The sequence below is a fragment of the Scandinavium sp. NPDC088450 genome (assembly GCF_044900545.1).
In the GTDB taxonomy this organism is placed as follows: Bacteria; Pseudomonadota; Gammaproteobacteria; order Enterobacterales; family Enterobacteriaceae; genus Scandinavium.
The window spans coordinates 56,263-80,376 of record NZ_JBJDNI010000013.1; the positions used below are offsets into that span (position 1 = coordinate 56,263).

Sequence of the window (24,114 nt, forward strand, 5' to 3'; positions counted from 1 at the left end):
GAGAATAACCATGAAACTGGTCATAGTGGGAGATGCGCTGGTCAGCAGTGCAACGTTAATGGATGCAGCCAAAGGCATTGATTTTGCTGGCCGAAATGGCGAAGAGCTCGACATCGTCACGTTCGAATGGTTTTCACAACTGGATAAAGAAGCTTTTCAGGCAAAAATACTGCAAATAGAAAAGCATGGTCCTGAAGCGGTTCCTGTGCCAGACGGCATTATCGAGGCGATGCGTGAAGCGGATTACCTTTTGGTGCACATTGCCCCCGTTTCACGTGCCATGCTGCAAGCCGCCAATAAGCTGAAACTGATTGGCACCTGTCGCGGTGGCCTTGAGCATATTGCGCTGGACAGCGTGAAGCAGAAAGACATTATGCTCATTCATGTTATCCGCAACGCCGAGCCGGTGGCAGACTTCACGCTCAGCCTGATGTATGCCGAAACCAGAAATATCGCGCGTGCTCACCATGCGATCAAAACCGGTCAGTGGTGTAAAAGCTTTGCTAACGATGCCTTTAAAACCGTGCTGGCTAACCATACGGTAGGCCTGATTGGGCTGGGATACATTGGGAAATTAGTGGCTAAAAGACTCAATGCTTTGGGCATCAAAGTGCTCGCTCACGATCCCTTCATTGAAGCCGCCACGCTAAGCAAAGAAGGTATTCAGGTGGAACTTCTGCCTCTGGAAAACGTGGTATCACAAGCGGATATCTTGTCTTTGCATATGCGCTTAACCCCCGAAACCGAAGGGATGATCAACAAAGATATCTTTAATAAAATGAAACCCGGCAGCTATATCATCAACACCGCAAGGGCGGGCGTAGTATGCAAAGAAGATTTGATCGACGCATTGCAGAATAAGCGCATCGCCGGTGCTGCGCTGGATGTCAGCTGGTGTGAACCCATTGAAAAAAACGATCCCTTGTTGGAACTGGATAACGTGACGCTCACTCCCCATATTGCGGGTGACACCATTGATGCTATTCCGAAAGCACCTTATTTGTTGAAAACTGTGTTGAACGAATATTTCAATACCGGGCATAGCGATATGTTAATCAGGCTATAACTGACAACTGACATCAGTATTCCTATTCTCTTCAGGATAAGTTGAATGATTAGAGAAACATTACGTGTCAATAACACGACGGGTTTGCATGCCCGGCCAGCCAGTGCCATCGTTAAAGTTGTTTCCAGACATCATGCAAAAGTAGAGTTTCTGTTTAAAGAAAAGGTCATAAAAGGAAAAAGCGTCATAGGACTCATGACTGCCGGAATAACGGGTGGAGCAAGCGTTGATGTTTTTTGTGATGGTGAGGATGAACAAGCCGTTTATTCAGAAATCAAAGCCCTGTTCGACACCGGGTTTGGCGAAAAATAGCCGTTAGCGTTTTTAATCATCACTTCGCACTAATAATAAAGGCTAAAGGGGTTAGCTCTTTAGCCTTTGTGTGATAGCGTGTACACCTTTAAAGAGAGAAAACCTGAAGAATATATCTTGATTATGAATAAACTGGCATCTCAAGATCACTTTATCTCAGAGCATCAAAACATCATTATTACCTCACGTATCCCGCAGCACTATTCACCAAAACCAAATTTTAATTTCAGCAAGATAACTTTTATCGTTGAGGGTATCGGCCTGCATATTATTAATGGAAAACCTTACACTATTTATCCACGAATGCTCTTTTTTACCCAGGCCAACGACCAGCAAATCTATGAACATACTCAAAACCTGAGCGTGATTAATATCTATTACCAGCCCTCGGCCCACTTCCATTTGATTAAAGGATTTGAAGCCTTAATCCCAAAACAATTTGCCTCATTCCATATTCACCGTTTTTTAGACAGACAAAGTGCAGGCATGATAAACGACGCACTGGATAAACTAATTGCCAGTCAGCACAAAGGATACATTGAACAAGAGAGTCTGTTTTTACGCCTGCTGGTCGATCTGCGGCATTGCAGCTATTTTTACGACAAGAACAACACTAACGAGAGAAGAACCCTGAGATTAATTCGCTGGCTGCATGCTAATTATCCGGAGCATATTGACTGGGGACAACTGGCTTCACAGTTTTCCATTACAGTGCGAACCATGCACCGCTATCTTGATAAAGATGTCGGCCTGTCACCCCAGCGATATTTAAATAAAGTCCGATTGTTTAATGCACTTTATCAACTGCTTTACAGCAATAAAGCCATCACCTCTGTCGCCCAGGATTGTGGTTTTGACGATCACTCCTGGTTCACGACCTGTTTTCGCAAAGAATTTGGCGTTACGCCAAGGAACGTCAAAGTGCAGGGATCACCGTACGGCCAGCTCAGGAAATGAATACCTGAAAAAGATAAAGGAATGGGTGCAGGAGAACCGACGTTCACGCTCCGGTACGCGGGGTTGCCCCCGCGTTTTTAGCTACTTCTTCGATTCGTAAGCGAGAACAGCTTTAAACTCCATACCACGCTCCCTGATACTTAACTCGCATAGCGAGCTTCGGGCCATTAACGTGAACCCCAGCACTGTGAGACACAGTACGATGATCGCCACAAGGGCGTATTTTGTCAGCATGCCTTGCCTCCCTGCAAAGAAGAGACTAACATCCGAATTGCTTAGGTTCGGTATGTAGGCCTCAGGTTGATAGGAATATCTCCTGGGGCTTTCATCTATCTGGAACCTTGCAAATGCTCAAAGCCAGCTAGCCTCAAGCACCCGCCGTCATACTAACGCTTAATTCCCTGCTATGGCTGTACCTAAATACGGATAATGGAAAGCGGCTCGCAAGAAAAAAACGCCCCACACTTTTCAGCATGAGGCGTTCGCTATTTCTTAAAAAATTCTTACCCTTCGTGCAGCCCGCATTCGCGTTTTAAGCCAAAGAAACGAGTTTCTTCTTCGGCCATGCCAGGTTCCCATTTTTTAGTGGTGTGCGTATCGCCCACAGACAAATAGCCCTGATCCCACAGCGGATGGTATTTCAGGCCATGCTTTTGCAGATACTGATACACCGTGCGGTTATCCCAGTCGATGATTGGCAGCACTTTGAAGACTTCCCGCTGAACAGCCAGTACCGGAAGCGTGGCGCGACTGCCGGATTGCTCACGGCGCAGGCCAGCAAACCAGGTTTGCGCATTCAACTCTTTCAGCGCCCGGTTCATCGGTTCGACTTTGTTGATGTCATTGTATTTCTCAATGCCTTCAACGCCCTGCTCCCACAGCTTACCGTAACGCGCTTCCTGCCACGCCGGGCTCTGCTCGGCACGATAAATCTTCACGTTCAGCTTCAGCTTGTCGGTCAACTCATCGATAAACTGATAGGTCTCCGGGAACAGATAGCCAGTGTCAGTGAGGATCACCGGAATACCCGGGCTGACCTGATTAACCAGATGCAGACTCACCGCCGCCTGAATCCCAAAGCTTGAAGAGAGCACATACTCGCCAGGCAGATTTTCCAATGCCCAGGCAACACGTTCTTCGGCGCTAAGCTTTTCCAGTTGAGCGTTGGTTTCCGCCAGTTGCAGCACGCGGTCAACCTTCGGCAGTTCGTTTAAGGCGTTCAGATTGAGTAATGACATGGTTACCTCTCAAGCCTGATGATGCCGGGCGGCACTGCGTTTGCCCGGCCTACGTGCTTTGTAGGCCGGATAAGCGTTAGCGCCATCCGGCGTTATCACGTTATTCCCAGAAATCGCGAGCCGGATCGAGCACAGGACGCACAATTCCTGCGCGCACGGTGAAATCACCGAAGCCTTCATTGGCTTCGCGCTCTTTCGCCCAGCGGCCTACCAGCTCGTCCACGGAATCCAGAATCTCAGATTCGGTGATGTTCTCCCGGTACATACGCGGAATGCGCGTTCCCATGCGGTTGCCACCCAGGTGCAGGTTGTAGCGACCCGGCGCTTTACCTACCAGACCCAATTCTGCCAGCAGCGCACGGCCACAGCCATTCGGGCAGCCAGTCACACGCAGAACAATGTGCTCTTCGCCCACGCCGTGACGTTCCATGACCGCTTCCACTTTGTCGATAAACGATGGCAGGAAACGCTCGGCTTCAGCCATGGCCAGAGGGCAAGTTGGGAAGGCCACGCAGGCCATTGAGTTTTCACGCTGCGGCTTCACGGCGTTCATTAACTCATGTTCCTGCGCGAGTTTCTCAATCTTCGCTTTCTGGCTTTCCGGCACGCCAGCAATAATCAGGTTCTGGTTCGCGGTCAGGCGGAAATCACCTTTGTGGATCTTCGCGATCTCCAGCAGACCGGTTTTCAGCGGACGGTCCGGATAATCCAGAATACGGCCGTTCTCGATGAACAACGTCAGGTGCCATTTGCTGTCGATGCCTTTCACCCAGCCGATGCGATCGCCGCGTCCGGTGAATTCATACGGACGAATCGGGGCGAAGGTCATTCCTGCGCGACGTTCTACTTCCGCTTTGAACACATCTACGCCGACGCGCTCAAGGGTGTATTTGGTTTTGGCATTTTTACGGTCGGTACGGTTGCCCCAGTCACGTTGCGTGGTGACCACAGCTTCCGCCACGGCAAGCGTGTGCTCCAGCGGCAGGAAACCAAATTCGCTCGCGGTGCGGGCATACGTTTTCTTATTACCGTGATCGATAGATAACCCGCCGCCCACCAGCAGGTTGAAGCCCACCAGTTTGCCGTTCTCGGCGACCGCGACAAAGTTCATGTCGTTGGCGTGCAGGTCCACGTCGTTCTGCGGCGGGATCACAACCGTCGTTTTAAACTTACGCGGCAGATAGGTTTCGCCCAGGATCGGCTCTTCGTCGGTTGTCGCCACTTTTTCCTGATCGTGCCAGATCTCTGCATAAGCGCGGGTGCGCGGCAGCAGATGCTCAGAGAGTTTTTTCGCCCACTCGTACGCTTCGGCGTGCAGTTCAGACTCCACCGGATTCGAGGTGCAAAGCACATTACGGTTCACGTCGTTGGCGGTAGCCAGCGCATCCAGACCGACTTCGTGCAGCATCTGGTGCGCGGGTTTAACGTTCTTTTTCAGAATGCCGTGGAACTGGAACGTCTGACGGTTGGTCAGGCGAATGCTGCCGTAGATCGTGTTGTTCTCAGCAAATTTGTCGATCGCCTGCCACTGTTTGGTGGTGATAATCCCGCCCGGCAAACGGCAGCGCAGCATCATGGCATGACGTGGTTCGAGTTTTTGCTCTGCACGCTCAGCGCGAATATCACGGTCATCCTGCTGGTACATGCCGTGGAAACGGATCAGCAGGAAGTTATCGCCATTGAAGCCGCCGGTCAGGCCGTCATGCAAATCTTCCGCGATGGTCCCGCGCAGATAATTGCTCTCTTTTTTCAGACGTTCAGCGTCTGACAGCTTGCCTTCGACCACTAAAGGGCCTGGATGTTTTTCGCTCATTAGTAGACATCTCGCTGATAACGGCGCTCTACGCGCAGCTCACTTAAATAATCGTCTGCCGCTTCGGCGTCCATCGCACCAAATTCAGCAATCACTTCCAGTAACGCCTGCTCGACATCTTTCGCCATGCGATTAGCGTCGCCGCAGACATAAATGTGGGCACCGTCATTGATCCAGCGCCACAGCTCTGCGCCCTGTTCGCGCAGTTTGTCTTGTACGTAGATTTTTTCTTTTTGATCTCTGGACCAGGCCAGAGAGATATTGCTCAGCACGCCCTCTTTAACCAGACGCTGCCATTCCACCTGATAGAGGAAGTCGTCGGTGAAATGCGGGTTGCCGAAGAACAGCCAGTTTTTGCCTTCCGCGCCGTCTGCGGCACGCTGCTGCATGAACGCACGGAACGGTGCAATCCCGGTGCCTGGGCCAATCATGATGACTGGCGTTTGCGGGTTCGCTGGCAAACGGAAGTTATCGTTATGCTCGATGAACACGCGCACTTCGCCGTCTTCTTCCACGCGATCGGCGAGGAAGCTGGAAGCACCGCCCGCACGTGCACGGCCTTCGATGTCATAGCGCACAACGCCAACAGTCACGTGAACTTCGGTTTCCACTTCAGCCTGAGAAGAGGCGATGGAATAAAGGCGTGGCGTGAGTGGACGCAGTAAATCCACCAGCGCTTGTGCATCCAGTTGTGCCGGAGAGAAACGCACCATATCCACAATTGGCGTCGTCGCGGCGTAGTGCTGCAATTTCGCCTTATCGCCCACCAGTGGCAACAATGATTCGCTGCGGGTCAGTGTGGCGTAATTTTCCACGATGTTACCGGTGTTGACCGTCAATTCGAGATGCCATTCCAGCGCTTCGCTCAGCGGCATTGCTTTACCGTGAACGGTGACGGTTTCAGTGCCTTTCAGCCACAGCAGTTCTGCCAGCTCTTTCACCAACGCCGCATCATTCTGATACCAGACGCCCAGCGCATCGCCAGGCTGATAGCGCAAACCTGAGTCGGCCAGATCGATTTCGATGTGACGCACGTCTTTTTCGGAATCACGGCCGGTGATTTTTTGATTCACCGAAAGCGTCGCGGTCAGCGGTGCTTCTTTGGTGTACGGGCTGGAGTGAACTTCATTCACCACTCCGGTTGCCGTCAGTGCTGCCTGAGCAGACGTCTCTTTTGGCGCACGCGCTTTCAGCACATCAACAATGCGTTCGCGCCATTCTGCCGCCGCCATCTGATATTCAACGTCGGTATCTACGCGATCCAACAGGCGTTCTGCGCCCAGTTCAGCCAGTTTGCTGTCGAAGTCTTTTCCGGACTGGCAGAAGAATTCATAGGACGTATCGCCGAGACCAAAGACCGCAAATGCAGTGCCGTTCAGTTTCGGTGCTTTTTTCGAGAACAGGAACTTATGCAACGCAACGGCTTCTTCCGGCGGCTCACCTTCGCCCTGAGTCGACGTCACCACCACCAGCAATTTTTCCTGAGCGATTTGTTTGAATTTGTAGTCGCCCGCATTCACCAGCTTGACGTTAAGTTTGGCCGCCAGCAAATCATCGCGAAGCTGTTCTGCCACGCGGCGAGCATTGCCGGTTTGTGAAGCGGAAATCAGCGTGATAGCCGGCGCTTCAACCGCCGCAGGCGTTGCCGCCACGGTTGCGCCGGGCTGCTGATTCAGCATGCCCCAGAAATAGCCGGAGACCCACGCAAGCTGCGTCGGTGAAAGATCGGTCGTGGCCGCCTGCAGGCGAGCCAGTTGCTCCGGGTTTAACGGTAGCAAAGCGGAAGGTGGGGCCTGTGTCGTCATGCGTTGTTATGTTCCAGTAGCAGAGCCAATTTTTAGCGTAATAACTCAAGTAACAGTAAGGTTAACTTTGCTGATGGTACCAATTAAAGAAGGGTTGGAAATAATAAATAACCAAATGGACTAACCTGTTTTAGCTATCAGGTTTATCGGCAAAACTGGTTAATTATCTCCATGATATTTCTCTGTTTTTTAGGAAATACTTGCCTCCCATCGCGGTGCTCGTTTTAATGGCGGTTTTAGTTAATGCGAAAAAACGCCCTTTGCGGTAAGATTCGCCGGTTTTTTCCGCATTTTTCGAGAGTTCATGATGTCCACCACCCTGTTTAAAGATTTTATGTTTGAAGCTGCTCACCACCTGCCGCACGTGCCGGAAGGCCACAAGTGCGGTCGCCTGCACGGACACTCCTTTATGGTGCGTCTGGAAATTACCGGCGAGGTCGACCCGCATACAGGCTGGATCATGGACTTTGCTGAGCTGAAGGCCGCCTTCAAACCCACTTATGATCGTCTGGATCACTTCTATCTGAACGATATTCCGGGTCTTGAAAACCCAACCAGTGAAGTGCTGGCAAAGTGGATCTGGAATGAAATCAAACCGCAGGTTCCGCTGCTGAGCGCGGTGATGATCAAAGAAACCTGCACTGCTGGCTGCATTTATCGCGGCGAGTGATTGTTGCCTTTGCGGCAGCGGTCAAACACCCTTTAAATCCGCCATGGTAGGGTGTGCGCTCTGAGGAAAAGGAGCGCAAGGTGGCGGACGATTTCGACGTTATTATTATCGGCGCAGGGATAGCAGGTTCCACCTGCGCCTTGCTTTGTGCCCGTGCCGGGTTGTCGGTTCTGCTGCTGGAACGCGGCGAACAACCGGGCAGTAAAAACCTCTCTGGCGGCAGACTGTATGGTTACGCCCTCGCCGACATCCTTCCTGATTTTCAGCGACACGCCCCGCTTGAGCGCACTATCACTCGCGAAAACTTCACGCTGCTGACCGCCGATGGCGGAACCACGCTTGGCGGGCAAAATCCGGTAAGCCCTTCCTGGAGCCTCCTTCGCGCCCGTTTCGATCCGTGGCTTGCGGCTCAGGCTGAATCCTCAGGTGTGCAGCTTTTATGCGGCGTGACGGTTGAATCACTGTATCGTGAAAATGCGCGTGTTGCAGGCGTCGTGTGCGAAGGCGAAATGATCAGAGCCAGGGTTGTGGTTCTGGCTGAAGGCGCTAACAGCCTGCTTGCCGAGCAACAAGGGTTTGTTTCGCGGCCTGAACTGCACAGCATGGCGCTGGGCATTAAAGAAACGCTGTCGCTGGAAGCCGGTCGAATCAATGATCGTTTTCACCTCGAAGCCAATCAGGGCGCGGCCTGGCTGTTCAGCGGGCAAGTCTGCGGCACCAAACCGGCTGGCGCTTTTCTGTATACCAACAAACAGACGCTGTCGCTGGGCGTGGTCGCGTCGCTCACTTCGCTGCGCAATAGCCCGGGTGAAGCCTCTGGCTTACTGGCGAAACTGAAAAATCACCCTTCCATTCGACCTTTGGTACGCGAAGCAGAAACGCTGGAGTACGGTGCGCATCTGGTGCCCGAAGGTGGCCTGAACAGTATGCCACTGCAACGTGCCGGGGAAGGCTGGCTTCTGGTGGGGGATACGCTTCGCACTTGTATCAATACTGGCGTAACGATCCGCGGAATGGACATGGCGATGCTGAATGCCAAAGCCGCTGCCGAAACGCTTATCACATACTTTCAGTCGCCGGGAAAACCTCTGCATCAACTCTACGATCAGCATCTCACTCGCAGTGCGCTTTGGCAGCAACTTCAGCGTTATCGACACGTTCCGGCTCTTCTCCAGCGGGAAAGCTGGTACCGCCAGTGGCCCACGTTCACTCAGGTAGTGTTGCAAGAAATGACGAAGGCAGAAGCCGAAGCGAACCCGGCGTTGTGGCGAACGCTGCTGCGTCAAAGCCGTCGCTTCGGCCCGCTGCGCTTAGGGGCCGATATGGTGAGGAGCCTGAAATGTCTGTAAACGAAAGCCTTACCAGAAATTGTTATCACCCAGCGAAGACCCCGCATATCGCGGTTCAAGAATCGCTGAGCGACGAACAGTGCGCGTTGCTGGAAAAAATCTGCCCCGCCGGGTTGTTTAAGCGAGATGCCAATGGCAGGGTAAATGTGCATTTTCAGGGCTGTCTGGAATGTGGCTGCTGTCGACTGATTGCCGGGCAAGACTTGCTGAGCGACTGGCAGTATCCCTCTTCTGGCGCGGGGATTTCCCTGCGTTTTGGTTAACCACTGTAAGGATGTCTGTGTGCCTTTACTTCACCTGCTAAGACAAAACCCGGTGATCGCCGCGGTCAAAGATAATGCCAGCCTGCAGCTGGCGATTGAGTCCGATTGCCAGTTTATTTCGGTGCTGTACGGCAACATCTGCACCATCACCGGGATCGTGCAGAAAATCAAACAGGCGGGGAAATTCTGCTTCATCCACGTCGATTTACTGGAAGGCGCGTCCAATAAAGAGGTGGTGATTCAGTTTTTGAAACTGGTGACCCAGGCAGACGGCATAATCAGCACCAAGCCGAACATGCTGAAAGCCGCCAGGGCTGAGGGGTATTTCTGTATCCATCGCTTGTTTATCGTCGATTCCATTTCCTTCCACAATATCGATAAGCAGGTCGCACAGTCGAACGCCGACTGCATTGAAATCTTACCGGGCTGCATGCCGAAAGTGCTGAACTGGGTAACGGAGAAAGTACGCCAGCCGCTGATTGCAGGCGGGTTAGTCTGCGATGAAGAAGATGCCCGTAACGCGATTGCCGCCGGAGTAGCAGCGTTGTCGACAACCAATATCGACGTCTGGAAGTTGGCCAAAAAGCTGAATTAACCCTGCCCGGTGCACTGCACAAGCGCTGTAAGCACTTCCTCGGCATCCCCGACAATGCCCACATCCGCCGCGGCAAAAACGGGCGCGGCGGGATCGTTGTTGATGGCAACAATCAGACGGCTTTGCTGCACGCCAGCCATAAAAGCCGATGCACCGGAAGCGCCCACGACCAGACAAACGTCAGGCGCAACACTCTGCCCAGAAATGCCGATCATTCGCTGTTCATCACAGCCTCCCGCCATCACCCGTTGCCGCGTGAAGCCCTGTTCCGCACCAAGTGCCGCAGCCAGCGGTTGGAAAGCGTCGCCGCTAGCGCCCAGCCCGCTCGCCATCACCCATTTGGCCGTTTGCAGCGGATGCTGTGCTTGACTGAGGATTTGCGGTGAAGGCAATTCCCCGGGCTGAGGAACAGTTTCAAGATCACACTCTTCTGGTTGCAACGAAAGAGCGACATCCTGCAGTGGAAGATGCCTGGACAGCGACAAGCAAAGGGGGAAACGCTGCACCTCAAGCGTGGCTAACAGCCCATTTCCGTACACGGCTTTGGTCACCGTCTTCTGTGTCACATCGCAAGTGAGCGCCTGACAAACCGCGCTTCCTTTAAGACGCCAGGCCAGCCGCGTGGCAAGCTCGTCACCTTTCATCGTCGAAGGGAACAAAAGGATATCCACGGGAGAGGCCCGATATTTCGCCTCCAATGCCGCCAACATGGCTTCACTCGATGCCTTGTTATTCGGTATTCGCCAGCAGGTCATGGAGAATTCTGTCAGCGAATTATCGGCCATATAATTGGCAAACTTTGGCTGTTCCTCTGCGTTGAGCAGCACCAGAGCGATTTTCATGACAACCTCCTTGCAGCGAGATAATCACGCCATAAACGCCGGGCCGAATCCTGAGGTGTTTGCTCTTTGATAAGCACGCCTTCACGGCGCTGAAGGCTGCGAGTTAAGGCCTTGCATGAGAGTAGATCAGGCTGTAAGGGTTGGCAGGTCTGTTGCCTGATGTCTGCTTTTGCAGCAGCCATTTTGGCTCTCATGCCCGGTACTCTCAACGCCAGTTGCCCACGATTTTGCACGATCAGTACCGCCGGTTTCCTCACCTGCCAAAGGCTGCGCTGCTCTGTATCTTCACACTCGACCACAAATCCTTGATCTGCTGAGCTGAGCCCACTCACTTGCGACAGACACGGCCAGCCCAGCATTTCTGCCAGCAGCCAGCCAGTCTGTCCGTTTTGCCCTTCACTGCTCTGTGTGCCGAGCAGCACTAACCCCGCCTCTGTTTTCCGGGCGTGATTTGCCAGCTGCTCCGCGACGAAAGCCGGAGAAAAGCGAAGATCCTGTTCAGCCTGTAGCAACGTGAGATCGTCAAATCCTAGCGCTGCAAGTTGCCGTAACGCTGGAAGTGTACGTGTATCGCCCAGTGTGACGGCTTTCAGCGTTAAGGACGGGTCAGATTCACGCGCCAGAAGCATCAGTTCTGCAGCGCCCTGTTCGTCATTGCCCATCGCCACTCGCATTAACGCCGGGTCTGGCCCCGCAATACCTTGCGCTGCCGCATTCCAGTCGGCTTCCGCCAGCATCGCCAGATCGGGTTCGGCTTTAAACGCCAACAGAATGTTCATTGATCTTTCCCTGCGGCTTAAGCGGTAAATCCGCCGCCTCCACCAGCGACAAGTTTTTGGTTTCCGGCGCCCAGAGTAGCGAAACAATCAGCCCGATAATCAGCACTGCCACCAGCATCAAAAGAGTGCTTCTCATTCCCCAGGCGGTAAGCGCAACGGGCAGAAGCCCCGTACCGATGGCTGCGCCAAGGCGACTCATGGCAGTCGCAAATCCAACGCCGAGCGAGCGAATATCTGTCGGGAAACTTTCGGCAGGCAAAATGCCCACCAGATTGCTTGCCGCTGAGATAGTCATGCTGAACAACACAAACAACAGCAGAATAAGCGCGCTGTTGCTGGCAGGGGTAAACGCCAGCGCCGTCAGCACGATGGCCAACAGCAGAAAGCTGCCAATCAAAAACTGGCGGCGAGACAGCCACCAGGTCAGCACCAGGCCAAGCAGCGCGCCGACAATTAGCAGGCTGTTAAGAATAAGGCTCGCGGTCAGCGCGTCTTCAAGACCGATAGTCAGGGCGATAGTCGGCAACCAGGTGTAAATCACAAACCACGGTACCACCAGGCAGATAAAGAACAGGCTGTTGAATGCAGTCCTGCGCCAGTAACGGGCAGAAAAGAGCGTGCTGAAACGGCGTGTTGTCACCCCGGATATTTCATCCCCAGGCAAGACATTCGCCCCAAGAAAGCGTCTCACCACTGCATGAGCTTCGGTAATTCGCCCCTGACGCATCAGCCAGCGTGGCGATTCAGGCGTGCCCATTCGCAGCAACGTGATGGCCAACGCAGGCAATGCCGCAGAAGCCAGCAGCCAGCGCCAGGCTTCAGGGTCAGTGTTAATCCAGTGATGCCCTGCCACGCTTGCCAGCACATAGCCAAACGTCCATACCACGCTGAACGCTCCGAGCAGCATGCCGCGAAAACGTTTTGGGGAGAACTCGGCCAGCAGAGTATGACCAACGGAATAGTCACCGCCAAGACCGAAACCTATCAGGACGCGCAGGAAGATAAGTTGCTCTGGTGAAGTCACAAAGAACTGTAAAAAAGAGGCCAGCGTGATCAGCAGGAAGCTGAACGTGAAGATACGCTGACGACCAATATGGTCTGAGATCCAGCCCAGGATCAGGCTGCCGAGAAACAAACCAAACAGGGCCGATCCGCCAATCAGCCCCTCAAGCAAAGGAGTCAGTTGCATTTGTGACTGAAGCGGGATAATCGCGTAGCCGATGACGCCAAGCACGTAGCCATCAGTCAGGTGCGCGCCAAAGGTCAGCCCGGCAATACGCCAGTGAAATCGGGTTAGCGGCAGATCGTCCATTCGAACAGGTGACGCGCTCATGGCTCCCCCTTAAAAAAGAGAACGGCTTCCCGCGAAGGGAAGCCGTGGTGAGGATTATTTTTCAATCGGATAGATGGTTCCTGGATTCATGATGCCATTCGGATCGAACTGCTTTTTCAGCCCTTCCAGCAATGCCCAGGCGCTACCATGCTCGGCCTTCGCCCAGTGAACGCGGTGCTTGCCGATACCGTGGTGGTGCACCATCGAGCCGCCAAGGCGAATCGTTTCTTCGCAGATGATTTTGTTCAGCGGGTTGTGGTACTTGTCGATTTCTTCTTCTGGCTTGCAGTCCACCACGTTGTAGTCATAGACGAAATACATGTTGGTGCCGTTGATGTAGCTGTGGGAAGAGTGTCCGCCGAGCATGGTGATATCATCTGCGTGCGGGAACTCAGTACGAATACGGTGGATCACGCGCTCGTAGATTTCGTTGATGCTGCTCCAGTCGCCGGACACTTCGGTGGTGAAGCCCATGTTGCCGGTTTTGAGGATTTGCACGCGTTCAGCCGCCACTTTGTCCGGGCCCCAATTAAGATGATTGAACCAGTTTTCAATCAGCTTGCTGTCAACACGCGTGCACTGCGGGTAGCGAGCCACGATCTCAGCAATGCCTTCGCCGGTCGCGCGCGCCATACGCGGATTCCCTTCAGCCATGAAAATCAGCACGCATTTGCCCTCCGCAAAATGGGTAAAGTGCTGAGTGCCATCTTCCGCGTCATACAGACGAGCAATCGACGGGCGATAACCCTCAACCATCACTTCGCGCAGGATCTCAAACCCGGTCTTCATCTCATCAAGAATGTAGCCGTAGAAGAGGTTGTTTTCTGGGGTGTATTTGAAGATTTTCACCGTGACTTCAGTGATGTAGCACAAAGCACCTTCGTTACCGATGATGATGTGACGAATGTCCGGCCCGGCCGCACGACGCGGTACGTTCTTGATACGAGTGACAGTGCCGTCTGGCAGCACGGCCTCCAGGCCAACCACCATATCTTCAATCGCGCCATAAAGCGTGGAGAACTGACCGATGCTGCGAGTAGCGACTAAACCGCCCATCTGTGCCAGCGGCTTTGACTGCGGCGAATGCCCGGTGGTGTAGCCTTTGGCACGCAGCGCATTTTCCAGGATCTCCAGTGGCACGCCGCACTGAGCAGTCGCCTGCATGTTCTCGATGTCGATGTCGATTATCTTGTTCATCCCGGAACCATCGAGCACCAGCGTGTCTTTGACGACGGTTTCCAGCCCACCTTCTGTGGCAGATGCCCCCGTTCTGGGAACGGCCGCAATTTGATGCTGGTTCATAAATGCCAGCACTTGCGCAACTTGCTCGGTTGAACCGAGTTTCACCACCGCCGCCGGTAGCGGTAATGTATAAACACCGTGAATGTCAGCGTACTTCCTGAAACGGTCATAGCTGTTTTTCTTCAAGACAGTTTCGTCGGTGACCACACGGGCGGGACCAACGATCTCTTTGACCTGTTCAACAATGGCTTCGCGGGATAAAGACATAACGTTTCCTTTCTGATGTAAGTGTAGAAAATTGCAGGAACCACCCATTCAACTAACAATATCAATAAGACTTTTCGCTATTAACGAACCAAATATCCGCCGTCAACGACTAATAAATGACCATTCACATAATCAGAGGCGCGACTGGAAAGAAATACCATTGCGCCCATTAAATCTTGAGTATCACCCCAGCGGTTAGCTGGAATATGATCTAACACGCGCTGGTTTGTTTCTGGATTACTGCGAGTCGCTAAAGTAATATCGGTTGCATAATAACCAGGCGCAATCCCATTGACCTGAATATTGTATTGCCCCAACTCATCGCAATAGGCTTTCGTAAAACCTGCCAATGCGTGTTTTGTCGCAGAATAAGCCGGTGACCACTGCCCACCTAAATAAGAAAATAACGAGCAGATGTTGATAATTTTCCCGTGCTTTTGCGGGATCATAATTTTTGCGGCTTCATGACTTAATTCAAAAGCGGCAGTCAGGTTGACGTCAATCATCGGATCCCAGTCGGCACGACCAAAATCCAGCACCTTGTTCAGCTTACAAATCCCGGCGTTGTTGACCAGAATGTCGACGCCGCCAAAACGTTCGCAACAAGTGGCAATGATGTCTCGCGGTGCACCTTTGGCGGTGATATCCACCTGCATGAACTCGACCTGAACGCCCTGCTGCTCAATCAGCTCGCGGGTTTCGCCGTTGTCCTTGATGAAGCTTGGGATAAACAGGTTAGCCCCTGCTTTCGCCAGCGCCATGGCAAAAGCCTGGCCCAGCCCGCTGTTGCCTCCGGTGACAATGGCGGTTTTACCTTTGAGCGAGAAGAAATCCATGGAAAATGCGTTTAAAGATTCAACAGACATAATGGGCTCCAAAATCCTTTAGGCAAAAAAAAAGAAAGGCAACTTCCCCCGGCTTGAGGGAAGTCACCTTTCTCATATTCTCTGGTAACTGGGGATATTTTTTAGCACAGGCTCACACCCGGATAATGTGATGAAACTCACAGACAACGATTTACCTTAAGCAGAAAAGAGCAATCCTCAGAAGCGTGATAATTCTCACACCTAAAAAAGCATCGCCATGTTATTTCTAGTGGCAATTACTAGAGACCAGGAGAAAAGTAATCCGCCTTCCAAAGGGTGGTTTACTTTTCTCTTTTTTTTGTCTGTCATACAGACTAAATAACGCGAGATAACGAGATGCAACATTCACCCTGGCGACGTTGGATTACTCTTGCCATTATAAGCTTTAGCGGTGGCGTCAGTTTTGATCTGGCCTATTTACGCTATATTTACCAAATCCCGATGGCAAAGTTTATGGGATTCAGCAATACCGAGATTGGGTTAATTATGAGCACATTCGGTATCACCGCTATTATTCTTTATGCGCCAAGCGGCGTTATTGCAGATAAATTCTCCCACCGTAAGATGATCACCTCCGCGATGATTATCACCGGCTTACTGGGTTTTGTGATGGCAACTTATCCGCCACTTTGGGTGATGCTAACCATTCAGGTGGCTTTTGCTATTACCACGATCCTGATGCTGTGGTCGGTCTCGATTAAAGCAGCCTCGCTGCTAGGTGATCACCGCGAGCAGGGCAAGATCATGGGCTGGATGGAAGGGTTGCGCGGGGTGGGCGTGATGTCGCTGGCGGTGTTCACCATGTGGGCGTTCTCCCGTTTTGCGCCGGAAGATCCTAACAGCCTGAAGACGGTTATTCTGATTTACAGCGTGGTCTATATTCTGCTGGGGATTCTGTGCTGGTTCTTCGTCAGCGATGGCATAAGTCAGGATGCGGTAACAGGCGCAGAGAAGAAGAAAGGCTTCCAGCTTTCAGATATCCTTTCCGTGTTACGCATCAGCACGACCTGGTACTGCAGCCTGATAATCTTTGGCGTGTACACCATCTATGCCATCCTGAGTTACTCCACCAACTATCTGACTGAAATGTACGGTATGTCGCTGGTTGCGGCGAGTTACATGGGGATTGTTATCAACAAAATTTTCCGCGCCATGTGCGGCCCCTTGGGTGGACTTATCACGACGTACAGCCGGATTAAATCGCCAACCCGGGTTATCCAAATTCTCTCTGTTATCAGCGCCCTGACGTTGGTTGCCTTGCTCATGACCAACAGCAATCCACAATCGGTTGTCATCGGCATCGGCCTGATCCTGCTGCTGGGCTTTACGTGCTATGCCTCGCGCGGGCTCTATTTTGCCTGCCCGGGTGAAGCGAAAACGCCAACCTTCATTATGGGTACCACCGTCGGGATCTGCTCCGTCATCGGCTTTCTGCCTGACGTGTTTGTCTACCCTGTGGTCGGCCACTGGCAGGATACCCTTCCGGCAGAGGAAGCTTATCGCAATATGTGGCTGATGGGCCTGAGCGCAGTCTGCATGGTGATCGTATTCACCTTCCTGCTGGCCCGAAAAATTCGCGCCACGCAGCGCACCGAAAACGAGGCGCCACTGGCTACCGAAGCGGTTAGCGAGTGACGCTGTTAATTTAAAGGAGAATGAGCATGGCTAAGAAGTACATCATTGGCATTGATGGCGGAAGTCAGAGTACCAAAGTGGTGATGTATGACCTGGAAGGCAATGTGGTGTGCGAAGGCAAAGGCTTGCTGCAGCCGATGTACACCCCGGATGCCGACACGGTTGAACATCCGGATGACGATCTCTGGAGCTCGCTCTGCTCGGCAGGCAAGGATTTGATGCGCCAGTTCACCGGCAACAAAGCAGATATCGTGGGTATTGGTCTGGGCTCGATTCGCTGCTGCCGTGCGTTGTTAAAAGCAGACGGTACGCCAGCCGCACAGTTGATCAGCTGGCAGGATTCGCGTGTGACTCGCCCTTACGAACATACAAACCCGGATGTAGCGTACGTGACATCCTTCTCGGGCTATCTGGCCCATCGGCTGACCGGCGAGCGCAAAGACAACGTTGCCAACTATTTCGGGCAATGGCCGGTGGATTACAAGACCTGGAACTGGAGCGAAGATCCGGATGTCTTCCAGAAATTTAAGATCCCGCGTGAGATGCTGTTTGATGTGCAGATGCCAGGCACAGTGCTGGGCCACATCACCGCACAGGCGTCGCAACTCACCGGTTTCCCTCAGGGCCTTCCGGTGGTTTGCAGCACCAGCGATAAAGCGGTTGAAGCGCTCGGGGCGGGCTTGCTTGATGATGACACAGCGGTCATTTCACTGGGCACCTACATTGCGCTGATGATGAACGGCAAAGCGCTGCCGAAAGATCCGCAATATTACTGGCCAATCATGTCTTCAGTACCTGAAACGCTGCTTTATGAAGGCTATGGCATTCGCAAAGGGATGTGGACTGTCAGTTGGCTGCGCGACATGCTCGGCGAATCACTCATTCAGGATGCGAAGGCGCAGGGACTTTCACCAGAAGATTTGCTGAACAAAAAGGCCGCTCTGGTGCCTCCTGGCTGTGATGGTTTGATGACCGTGCTGGACTGGCTCACCAACCCCTGGGAACCGTACAAGCGCGGGATCATGATTGGCTTTAATGCCACGATGGATTATGCGTGGATTTACCGCTCGATTCTCGAGAGCATCGCCCTGACGCTGAAGAACAATTTCGACAACATGACCGAAGAGATGCAGCACGCAGCGAAGCAAATCATCATCACCGGCGGCGGCTCTAACAGCGACCTGTTTATGCAGATTTTTGCCGATGTCTTTAACCTGCCCGCAAGACGAAATGCGATTAACGGCTGCGCCAGTCTGGGTGCGGCAATTAACACCGCGGTCGGGCTTGGTCTCTATTCTTCTTATCAGCAAGCCGTTGAGAAAATGGTCCGGGTGAAAGATGAGTTTGTCCCGGTAGCGGCACATGCGGCGCGCTATGAGGCAATGAACAAAGGGATCTTCAAAGAGCTGACGACACACACCGATCCGATCCTGAAAAAATCGTACGAAGTGTTCCATGGGGAATTGGATAACGTGGACGCGATTCAGAGTTGGTCGAACGCCTGATTGTTTGCCGGGTGGCAGAGTGCCCGGTGGCGGCTACGCCTTACCGGACCTACAAAATCATGACGTGTAGGCCGGGTAAGGCGAAGCTGCCACCGGTTTTTTTGCATCAGGCAATATTCAGATACTTATGCGTCTGCATCGACAAACGCCAGTTACGGGCGATACAAGTTTCAATGCACAGACGCGTGGCGTCTTCTTTCTGGCTGATTGGCTGAAGGGCGATAACTCGCTGTTTGTCATCGCTCAACGTCTCCAGCAATTCGTCCAGCGCTTCGATGTCACGCACACGGCCAACAGGGTGTTTGATCTCATCGGCGCGATGCAGTGCCTGAGACAACACTTCATAGCCGCCACGCATGTTCACCTTCGGCGACACGGTAACCCAGGTGCTGTGCGAACAACGGACTTCGTGCGTGCCACTGGTTTCAATCTGGCAGCTGTAACCGTTCTGCTCAAGCAGCGTGGTGAGAGGTGTTAAATCGTGGATGCACGGTTCGCCGCCGGTGATCACCACGTGGCGCGCCGTCCAGCCCTGACGGGTAATGGCAGTCAGCAAGTCTTCCGCTGTCGCGCCGCCCCATTTGTCGCTTTCTTTGGTCTTCGCCAGAATACTGAACAGAGACACTTCCCGATCCTCAAGCATATCCCAGGTGTGTTTGGTATCGCACCACGCGCACCCTACCGGGCATCCCTGCAGTCGAATAAAGATGGCAGGCACGCCAGTGAAGTAACCCTCGCCTTGCAGGGTCTGGAACATTTCGTTAATCGGGTACTGCATAGTCATCTCTGAATAGGGGATAAACGATAATTATCGCAGATCCCCGTCTAAGTATCATGCCCGATCGGTGCTTTAGCGGCTGATGGCGACAACAAACCGCGCCGTAATTTGCTGAGGACGGGTAATCGCCCCACCAACAACCACAGTATGCGCGCCTAATGCCAGGCAACGGGCCGCCAGTTCTGGCGTTTCAACATTTCCTTCTGCAATGACAGGCACTGTCACTGCGGCCAGCACCTCACGCAGGAAGCCGCAGTCATTTTCCGGTAACGCGTGGCCTGCTGTCTCTTCCGTGTAGCCATAAAGCGTGGTGCCGACGCAATCAAACCCCAGCGCTTGTGCCGTGACGGCTTCTTCAACTGTTGAGATATCCGCCATCAACAGCAATGACGGATAACGAGCTCGAATTTGCACCACTAAATCTGCCAGTGTTTGTCCGCCAGGACGTGGGCGAGCCGTGGCATCCAGCGCGATGATTTCCGGCCCGACGCTCATCAGTTCATCCACTTCTTTCATCGTAGCGGTGATGAACACTTTGCTGTCAGGATAATCGCGTTTGATGATGCCAATCACCGGCAGTGACACCTGTTGTTTGATGGCGGCGATGTCAACCACGCTGTTCGCGCGAATGGCCTCTGCCCCACCTTCTTCTGCCGCGACAGCCATCCGTGACATGATAAACGGGCTGTGCAGCGGTTCATGTTCCAGCGCCTGACAAGAAACGATCAGTTTGCCTTTGAGGGAATCCAGTACAGTTTTCATTACGATAAGATCTCTTCTACTTCGTTTTTAATGATCGTGACGTGTGGGCCATAAATGACCTGCACTCCGTTGCCGCGCAGGATAACGCCCCGTGCGCCAGTGGCTTTCAATGCTTCCTGATTGACCTTTCCGCCGTCTTTAACTGTCACTCGCAAGCGAGTCGCACAGCAGTCCACTTCTTCCAGATTGTCACGCCCGCCCAGCCCGGCAATCACTGCCGCCGCACGTTCACTCTGCGGAAGTGCGCTTTCGACAATCGTTTCTTTCTCACGGCCAGGGGTCAGAAAATCAAAGCGATTAATCAGGAAACGGAACGTGAAGTAGTACAGGAAGAACCACGGCACACCGACCAGCGGCACGTACAACCAATGGGTTTTTGCTTCGCCCTGCAGCACGCCGAAGAGGATGAAATCGATAAATCCGCCAGAGAAGGTCTGGCCGATGGTGATATGCAGAATGTGGGCAAGCATAAACGCCAGCCCATCAAAGAAGGCGTGAATGACGTACAGAACCGGCGCGACAAACAGGAAGGAGAACTCAATCGGCTCAGTGATGCCGGTCAGGAAAGAAGTTAGCGCTGCGGATAACAACAAGCCAGCCACGCGCTTTTTGTTTTCTGGCTTCGCTGTGTGATACATCGCCAGACACGCCCCAATCAGGCCAAACATCATGGTGATGAAACGCCCGGACATAAAACGAGACGTGCCGATGTAGAACTGCTGAGTATTCGGGTCAGCTAACTGAGCGAAGAAGATGCGCTGCGTCCCTTCCACCAGCTGACCGTTGACGATTTCACTTCCGCCCAGGGCGGTCGTCCAGAACGGCAGATAGAAGATGTGGTGCAGGCCGAAGGGGCCAAGCATACGCAGGATAAAACCGTACAAGAACGTGCCGAGATAGCCAGTAGCATCAACCAGCCCGCCCAGACCAAAAATCAGTTTCTGAAAATGCGGCCACACCACCGTCATGATGGCCCCGACCAGGATCGCTGCCAGCGAGCTGATAATCGGCACAAAGCGCGAGCCGCCAAAGAAGCCGAGGAACTGCGGCAGCGCAATTTTATTAAAGCGATGATGCAGCGCGCAGGTCACAAGGCCAATCACGACTCCGCCAAAAACGCCCGTTTCCAGCGTCTGAATGCCCAGTGTCATGCCCTGCCCGACAGCGCCTGGATCCTCATGCGCTAACGTACCATTGAGGATCAACAAGGCGTTGATCGTGGCGTTCATCACCAGAAATGCCAGCAGTGCCGCCAGCCCGGCAGTCCCTTTGTCGGTTTTTGCCAATCCAACCGCGACACCCACCGCAAACAGCACAGAGAGGTTGGCGAAAACAATTGAGCCTGCGCTGCTCATGATGGTGAATATCGCCTGTAACCAGCCGACATCCAGGAAGGGGTAAGCCGTTAAGGTATTCGGATTGGACAACGCGCCGCCAATCCCCAGCAACAACCCTGCCGCAGGTAATACCGCAATCGGCAGCATGAACGATTTGCCGAACCGCTGCGCTTTTTCAAACCATGCCCCTGAGGAGGCGCCACTGAAGAGTTGAGTCATTTTTTCATTCCCCTGTCATTTTGATGAAAATTTTTACCACATAAATTATGTAAAGTGAAAATTATCACCATAAATCAGGAAGCCGATCATACTTTTTTAAAATGACTGGCATCGATCCCCTGCTTTCCGCCACACTAGCCACAGAGAAACGCATTAAGGATCCTGCATGTCAGAAAATGAAAATCTGCTGTTAAGGCTGCGCCAGGGAGTGTCCGGTTACAGCCCGACTCAGCAAAAGCTGGGGGAGTTTGTGCTGGGTGATCCGGCAAAGGTGCTGTATCTGACCATCACTGAACTGGCGCGTGAAAGCGACACCAGCGAGGCCAGCGTCACCCGTCTGTGTCGCACGCTGGGCTGCAAAGGCTATAACGAATTTAAGATGGCGCTGGCGCTGGATATTCAACAGGGGCAACCTGCGCAGCAGAGCGGGGATGACATTGATAACGTGGTCAATGAATCCGTTCAGGCGTTGCAGGACACAGCAAAGTTGCTGGACAGAGCGTTACTGGAGAAAGCCGCGCAGGCTCTGCATCAAGCAGATGCGGTTCAAATCTACGGCGTTGCGGCCAGTGCCATCCTTGGCGAGTATTTGCATTACAAGCTGCTGCGGCTTGGTAAACCAGCACAGCTTTTTAGCGATATGCACCGTGCAGCGATGAATGCGACAACGCTGTCTAAGAACACCCTGGTGGTCGCGATTTCCAGTTCCGGCTCCACTCGCGACTTACTGCATGTGGTGAAACTGGCCCGTAAACGCGGCGTGCAAGTGCTGTCGTTAAGCAACACTCCACGCAGTCCATTGGCTTCACTGAGCGATATTCAACTGGTCGCCGCCAAACCCGAAGGGCCGCTGAGTGCGGGGGCTTTGAATGCCAAAGTCGGCGTGATGCTGTTGGTTGAACTGCTGACAACCTCGTTGATTAACCTTGATGAGCATTACAGTGAGGTAAACCAGCAAACGGCCAGCGCGACGTTGCCGTTGCTGCTCTGATGTTGCTCACTTTCGTGAACACTCTTGCCGGCTGGCGGCTTCGCCTTACGCCAGCCTACCGATTATCCTGTTTTGTAGGCCTGGCAAGCGTAGCGCCGCCGGGCAGTCGACAGGCATAAAAAAACCCGCCTAAGCGGGTTTGTTAGTATCTAAAGCGACAGTAATGAATTACTGACCTTTGATCTCTTTACGGCCGTTGTAAGGTGCTTTTTCGCCCAGAGCTTCTTCGATACGAATCAGCTGGTTGTATTTAGCAACACGGTCAGAACGGCTCATAGAACCAGTTTTGATCTGGCCTGCAGCGGTACCCACAGCCAGGTCGGCAATGGTCGCGTCTTCAGTTTCGCCAGAACGGTGAGAGATGACAGCGGTGTAGCCAGCGTCTTTCGCCATCTTGATTGCAGCCAGAGTTTCGGTCAGAGAACCGATCTGGTTGAATTTGATCAGGATGGAGTTAACGATGCCTTTCTCGATACCTTCTTTCAGGATCTTGGTGTTGGTTACGAACAGATCGTCACCAACCAGCTGGATTTTATCGCCCAGGACTTTAGTCTGGTAGGCGAAACCATCCCAGTCAGATTCGTCCAGACCATCTTCGATGGAAACGATCGGATACTGTTTGGTCAGATCTTCCAGGAAGTGAGTGAACTCTTCAGAGGTGAACGCTTTGTTGCCTTCGCCAGCCAGAACGTATTTACCGTCTTTGTAGAACTCAGAAGCTGCACAGTCCATCGCCAGAGTGATGTCTTTGCCCAGCTCGTAGCCTGCTGCTTTAACCGCTTCAGCGATAACAGCCAGAGCTTCTGCGTTGGAACCCAGGTTTGGCGCGTAGCCACCTTCGTCACCCACAGCGGTGTTCATACCTTTAGCTTTCAGGACTTTAGCCAGGTTGTGGAACACTTCAGAACCCATACGTACGGCTTCTTTCAGGGATTTCGCGCCAACTGGCTGAATCATGAATTCCTGAATATCAACGTTGTTGTCTGCGTGCTCACCACCGTTGATGATGTTCATCATCGGAACCGGCATGGAGTATTTGCCTGGAGTACCGTTCAGTTCAGCGATGTGTTCGAACAATGGCTGACCTTTAGAAGCTGCAGCCGCTTTGGCGTTAGCCAGAGACACAGCCAGGATAGCGTTCGCGCCGAAGTTGGATTTGTTCTCAGTACCGTCCAGATCGATCATGATCTTATCGATGCCAGCCTGGTCTTTGGCATCTTTGCCAAGGATAGCCTGAGCGATCGGGCCGTTTACTGCGCCAACGGCTTTCAGTACGCCTTTACCCATGAAACGGGATTTGTCGCCATCGCGCAGTTCCAGCGCTTCGCGGGAACCAGTAGAAGCACCTGATGGAGCAGCTGCCATACCGACGAAACCACCTTCCAGGTGTACTTCGGCTTCAACAGTCGGGTTACCACGGGAGTCGATGATTTCACGACCGATGACTTTAACGATTTTGGACATTAGGTTTTCCTCAGTACAAGTTAAAC

General features: G+C 52.9%; 22 protein-coding genes and 1 pseudogene. 10 read left to right on the top strand and 13 right to left on the bottom strand.

Translation table 11 applies throughout. The features are described 5' to 3' along the window. Window positions 1-10 precede the first annotated feature (10 nt). The 3 genes from ACI2I2_RS13365 (at window position 11) to ACI2I2_RS13375 (ending at window position 2,335) form a co-directional block, all read left to right on the top strand. Window positions 11-1,066, top strand: coding sequence for a 2-hydroxyacid dehydrogenase (locus ACI2I2_RS13365; RefSeq protein WP_404658342.1), 1,056 nt, complete (start codon window positions 11-13; stop codon window positions 1,064-1,066). Between the two features lie 45 nt (window positions 1,067-1,111). Next, the gene (locus ACI2I2_RS13370; protein ID WP_404658343.1) at window positions 1,112-1,378 is read left to right on the top strand and encodes an HPr family phosphocarrier protein; all 267 of its coding nucleotides are present in this window, start codon (window positions 1,112-1,114) and stop codon (window positions 1,376-1,378) included. A 123-nt stretch (window positions 1,379-1,501) separates the two neighbouring features. Further along, entirely contained in the window at window positions 1,502-2,335 is an 834-nt protein-coding gene (locus ACI2I2_RS13375; protein WP_404658344.1) for a helix-turn-helix domain-containing protein, read from the top strand. Window positions 2,336-2,416: 81 nt separating this feature from the next. Here ACI2I2_RS13375 and ACI2I2_RS13380 read toward each other — a convergent pair whose 3' ends face one another. The 4 genes from ACI2I2_RS13380 to cysJ all read right to left on the bottom strand — a co-directional run bounded on the left by ACI2I2_RS13380 (window position 2,417) and on the right by cysJ (window position 7,191). Next, on the bottom strand, window positions 2,417-2,569 hold the full coding sequence (locus ACI2I2_RS13380) for a Hok/Gef family protein (RefSeq protein WP_404658345.1): 153 nt from the start codon (window positions 2,567-2,569) through the stop codon (window positions 2,417-2,419). Between the two features lie 269 nt (window positions 2,570-2,838). After that, window positions 2,839-3,573 (bottom strand): phosphoadenosine phosphosulfate reductase, encoded by a 735-nt coding sequence (gene cysH, locus ACI2I2_RS13385; protein ID WP_404658346.1) that lies wholly within the window; start codon window positions 3,571-3,573, stop codon window positions 2,839-2,841. Between the two features lie 100 nt (window positions 3,574-3,673). Next, on the bottom strand, window positions 3,674-5,386 hold the full coding sequence (cysI, locus tag ACI2I2_RS13390) for an assimilatory sulfite reductase (NADPH) hemoprotein subunit (protein WP_404658347.1): 1,713 nt from the start codon (window positions 5,384-5,386) through the stop codon (window positions 3,674-3,676). Continuing rightward, window positions 5,386-7,191: an NADPH-dependent assimilatory sulfite reductase flavoprotein subunit gene (gene cysJ / locus ACI2I2_RS13395; RefSeq protein WP_404658348.1), complete on the bottom strand. Its 1,806-nt coding sequence runs from the start codon at window positions 7,189-7,191 to the stop codon at window positions 5,386-5,388. The genes cysI and cysJ overlap by 1 nt, the downstream gene beginning before the upstream one ends. Before the next feature lie 304 nt (window positions 7,192-7,495). On the opposite strand from cysJ, the gene queD reads away from it, so the two are divergent. From queD to ACI2I2_RS13415, 4 genes are all read left to right on the top strand, one after another. Then, window positions 7,496-7,861: a 6-carboxytetrahydropterin synthase QueD gene (queD, locus tag ACI2I2_RS13400; protein ID WP_404658349.1), complete on the top strand. Its 366-nt coding sequence runs from the start codon at window positions 7,496-7,498 to the stop codon at window positions 7,859-7,861. An 80-nt stretch (window positions 7,862-7,941) separates the two neighbouring features. Next, on the top strand, window positions 7,942-9,210 hold the full coding sequence (locus ACI2I2_RS13405) for an FAD-dependent oxidoreductase (protein ID WP_404658350.1): 1,269 nt from the start codon (window positions 7,942-7,944) through the stop codon (window positions 9,208-9,210). Then, on the top strand, window positions 9,201-9,473 hold the full coding sequence (locus ACI2I2_RS13410) for a ferredoxin family protein (RefSeq protein ID WP_404658351.1): 273 nt from the start codon (window positions 9,201-9,203) through the stop codon (window positions 9,471-9,473). The genes ACI2I2_RS13405 and ACI2I2_RS13410 overlap by 10 nt, the downstream gene beginning before the upstream one ends. Window positions 9,474-9,492: 19 nt before the next feature. Further along, window positions 9,493-10,068: a glycerol-3-phosphate responsive antiterminator gene (locus ACI2I2_RS13415; protein WP_330982863.1), complete on the top strand. Its 576-nt coding sequence runs from the start codon at window positions 9,493-9,495 to the stop codon at window positions 10,066-10,068. Here the strand turns inward: ACI2I2_RS13415 and ACI2I2_RS13420 are convergent. The 5 genes and pseudogenes from ACI2I2_RS13420 to ACI2I2_RS13440 form a co-directional block, all read right to left on the bottom strand. Further along, window positions 10,065-10,910: an electron transfer flavoprotein subunit alpha/FixB family protein gene (locus tag ACI2I2_RS13420; RefSeq protein WP_404658352.1), complete on the bottom strand. Its 846-nt coding sequence runs from the start codon at window positions 10,908-10,910 to the stop codon at window positions 10,065-10,067. The two genes, ACI2I2_RS13415 and ACI2I2_RS13420, sit on opposite strands and share 4 nt — an antisense overlap. After that, window positions 10,907-11,689, bottom strand: coding sequence for an electron transfer flavoprotein subunit beta/FixA family protein (locus ACI2I2_RS13425; RefSeq protein ID WP_404658353.1), 783 nt, complete (start codon window positions 11,687-11,689; stop codon window positions 10,907-10,909). Before ACI2I2_RS13425 ends, ACI2I2_RS13420 begins: the two co-directional genes overlap by 4 nt. After that, a pseudogene (locus ACI2I2_RS13430) lies at window positions 11,667-13,031 on the bottom strand (MFS transporter); the annotation flags it as partial. The gene ACI2I2_RS13425 and the pseudogene ACI2I2_RS13430, both read right to left, overlap by 23 nt. A 45-nt stretch (window positions 13,032-13,076) precedes the next feature. Beyond that, the gene (locus tag ACI2I2_RS13435) at window positions 13,077-14,531 is read right to left on the bottom strand and encodes an FAD-binding oxidoreductase (RefSeq protein ID WP_404658354.1); all 1,455 of its coding nucleotides are present in this window, start codon (window positions 14,529-14,531) and stop codon (window positions 13,077-13,079) included. Window positions 14,532-14,611: 80 nt separating this feature from the next. Further along, on the bottom strand, window positions 14,612-15,397 hold the full coding sequence (locus tag ACI2I2_RS13440) for an SDR family oxidoreductase (protein ID WP_330982858.1): 786 nt from the start codon (window positions 15,395-15,397) through the stop codon (window positions 14,612-14,614). Window positions 15,398-15,733: 336 nt separating this feature from the next. Here ACI2I2_RS13440 and ACI2I2_RS13445 point away from each other — a divergent pair, with 336 nt between their 5' ends. Both ACI2I2_RS13445 and ACI2I2_RS13450 read left to right on the top strand, forming a co-directional pair. Further along, a complete protein-coding gene (locus ACI2I2_RS13445; RefSeq protein WP_404658355.1) occupies window positions 15,734-17,032 on the top strand; it encodes a nitrate/nitrite transporter in 1,299 nt (432 codons plus the stop codon). A 26-nt stretch (window positions 17,033-17,058) separates the two neighbouring features. Continuing rightward, window positions 17,059-18,537, top strand: coding sequence for an FGGY-family carbohydrate kinase (locus ACI2I2_RS13450; protein WP_404658356.1), 1,479 nt, complete (start codon window positions 17,059-17,061; stop codon window positions 18,535-18,537). A gap of 106 nt (window positions 18,538-18,643) precedes the next feature. Here ACI2I2_RS13450 and queE read toward each other — a convergent pair whose 3' ends face one another. The 3 genes from queE to ACI2I2_RS13465 form a co-directional block, all read right to left on the bottom strand. Next, a complete protein-coding gene (gene queE / locus ACI2I2_RS13455) occupies window positions 18,644-19,315 on the bottom strand; it encodes a 7-carboxy-7-deazaguanine synthase QueE (protein WP_404658357.1) in 672 nt (223 codons plus the stop codon). Window positions 19,316-19,387: 72 nt separating this feature from the next. Next, window positions 19,388-20,077, bottom strand: coding sequence for an N-acetylmannosamine-6-phosphate 2-epimerase (locus tag ACI2I2_RS13460; RefSeq protein WP_404658358.1), 690 nt, complete (start codon window positions 20,075-20,077; stop codon window positions 19,388-19,390). After that, window positions 20,077-21,633, bottom strand: a complete 1,557-nt coding sequence (locus ACI2I2_RS13465; RefSeq protein WP_404658359.1) for a maltose/glucose-specific PTS transporter subunit IIC — start codon at window positions 21,631-21,633, stop codon at window positions 20,077-20,079. The genes ACI2I2_RS13460 and ACI2I2_RS13465 overlap by 1 nt, the downstream gene beginning before the upstream one ends. A 166-nt stretch (window positions 21,634-21,799) precedes the next feature. Here ACI2I2_RS13465 and ACI2I2_RS13470 point away from each other — a divergent pair, with 166 nt between their 5' ends. Next, window positions 21,800-22,624, top strand: a complete 825-nt coding sequence (locus ACI2I2_RS13470) for a MurR/RpiR family transcriptional regulator (protein ID WP_404658360.1) — start codon at window positions 21,800-21,802, stop codon at window positions 22,622-22,624. A gap of 168 nt (window positions 22,625-22,792) precedes the next feature. Here the strand turns inward: ACI2I2_RS13470 and eno are convergent, their stop codons facing one another. Then, window positions 22,793-24,088 carry a phosphopyruvate hydratase gene (eno, locus tag ACI2I2_RS13475; protein WP_312628731.1) on the bottom strand — a complete coding sequence of 432 codons (1,296 nt, stop codon included), beginning with the start codon at window positions 24,086-24,088 and terminating at the stop codon, window positions 22,793-22,795. Between the last annotated feature and the right edge of the window lie 26 nt (window positions 24,089-24,114).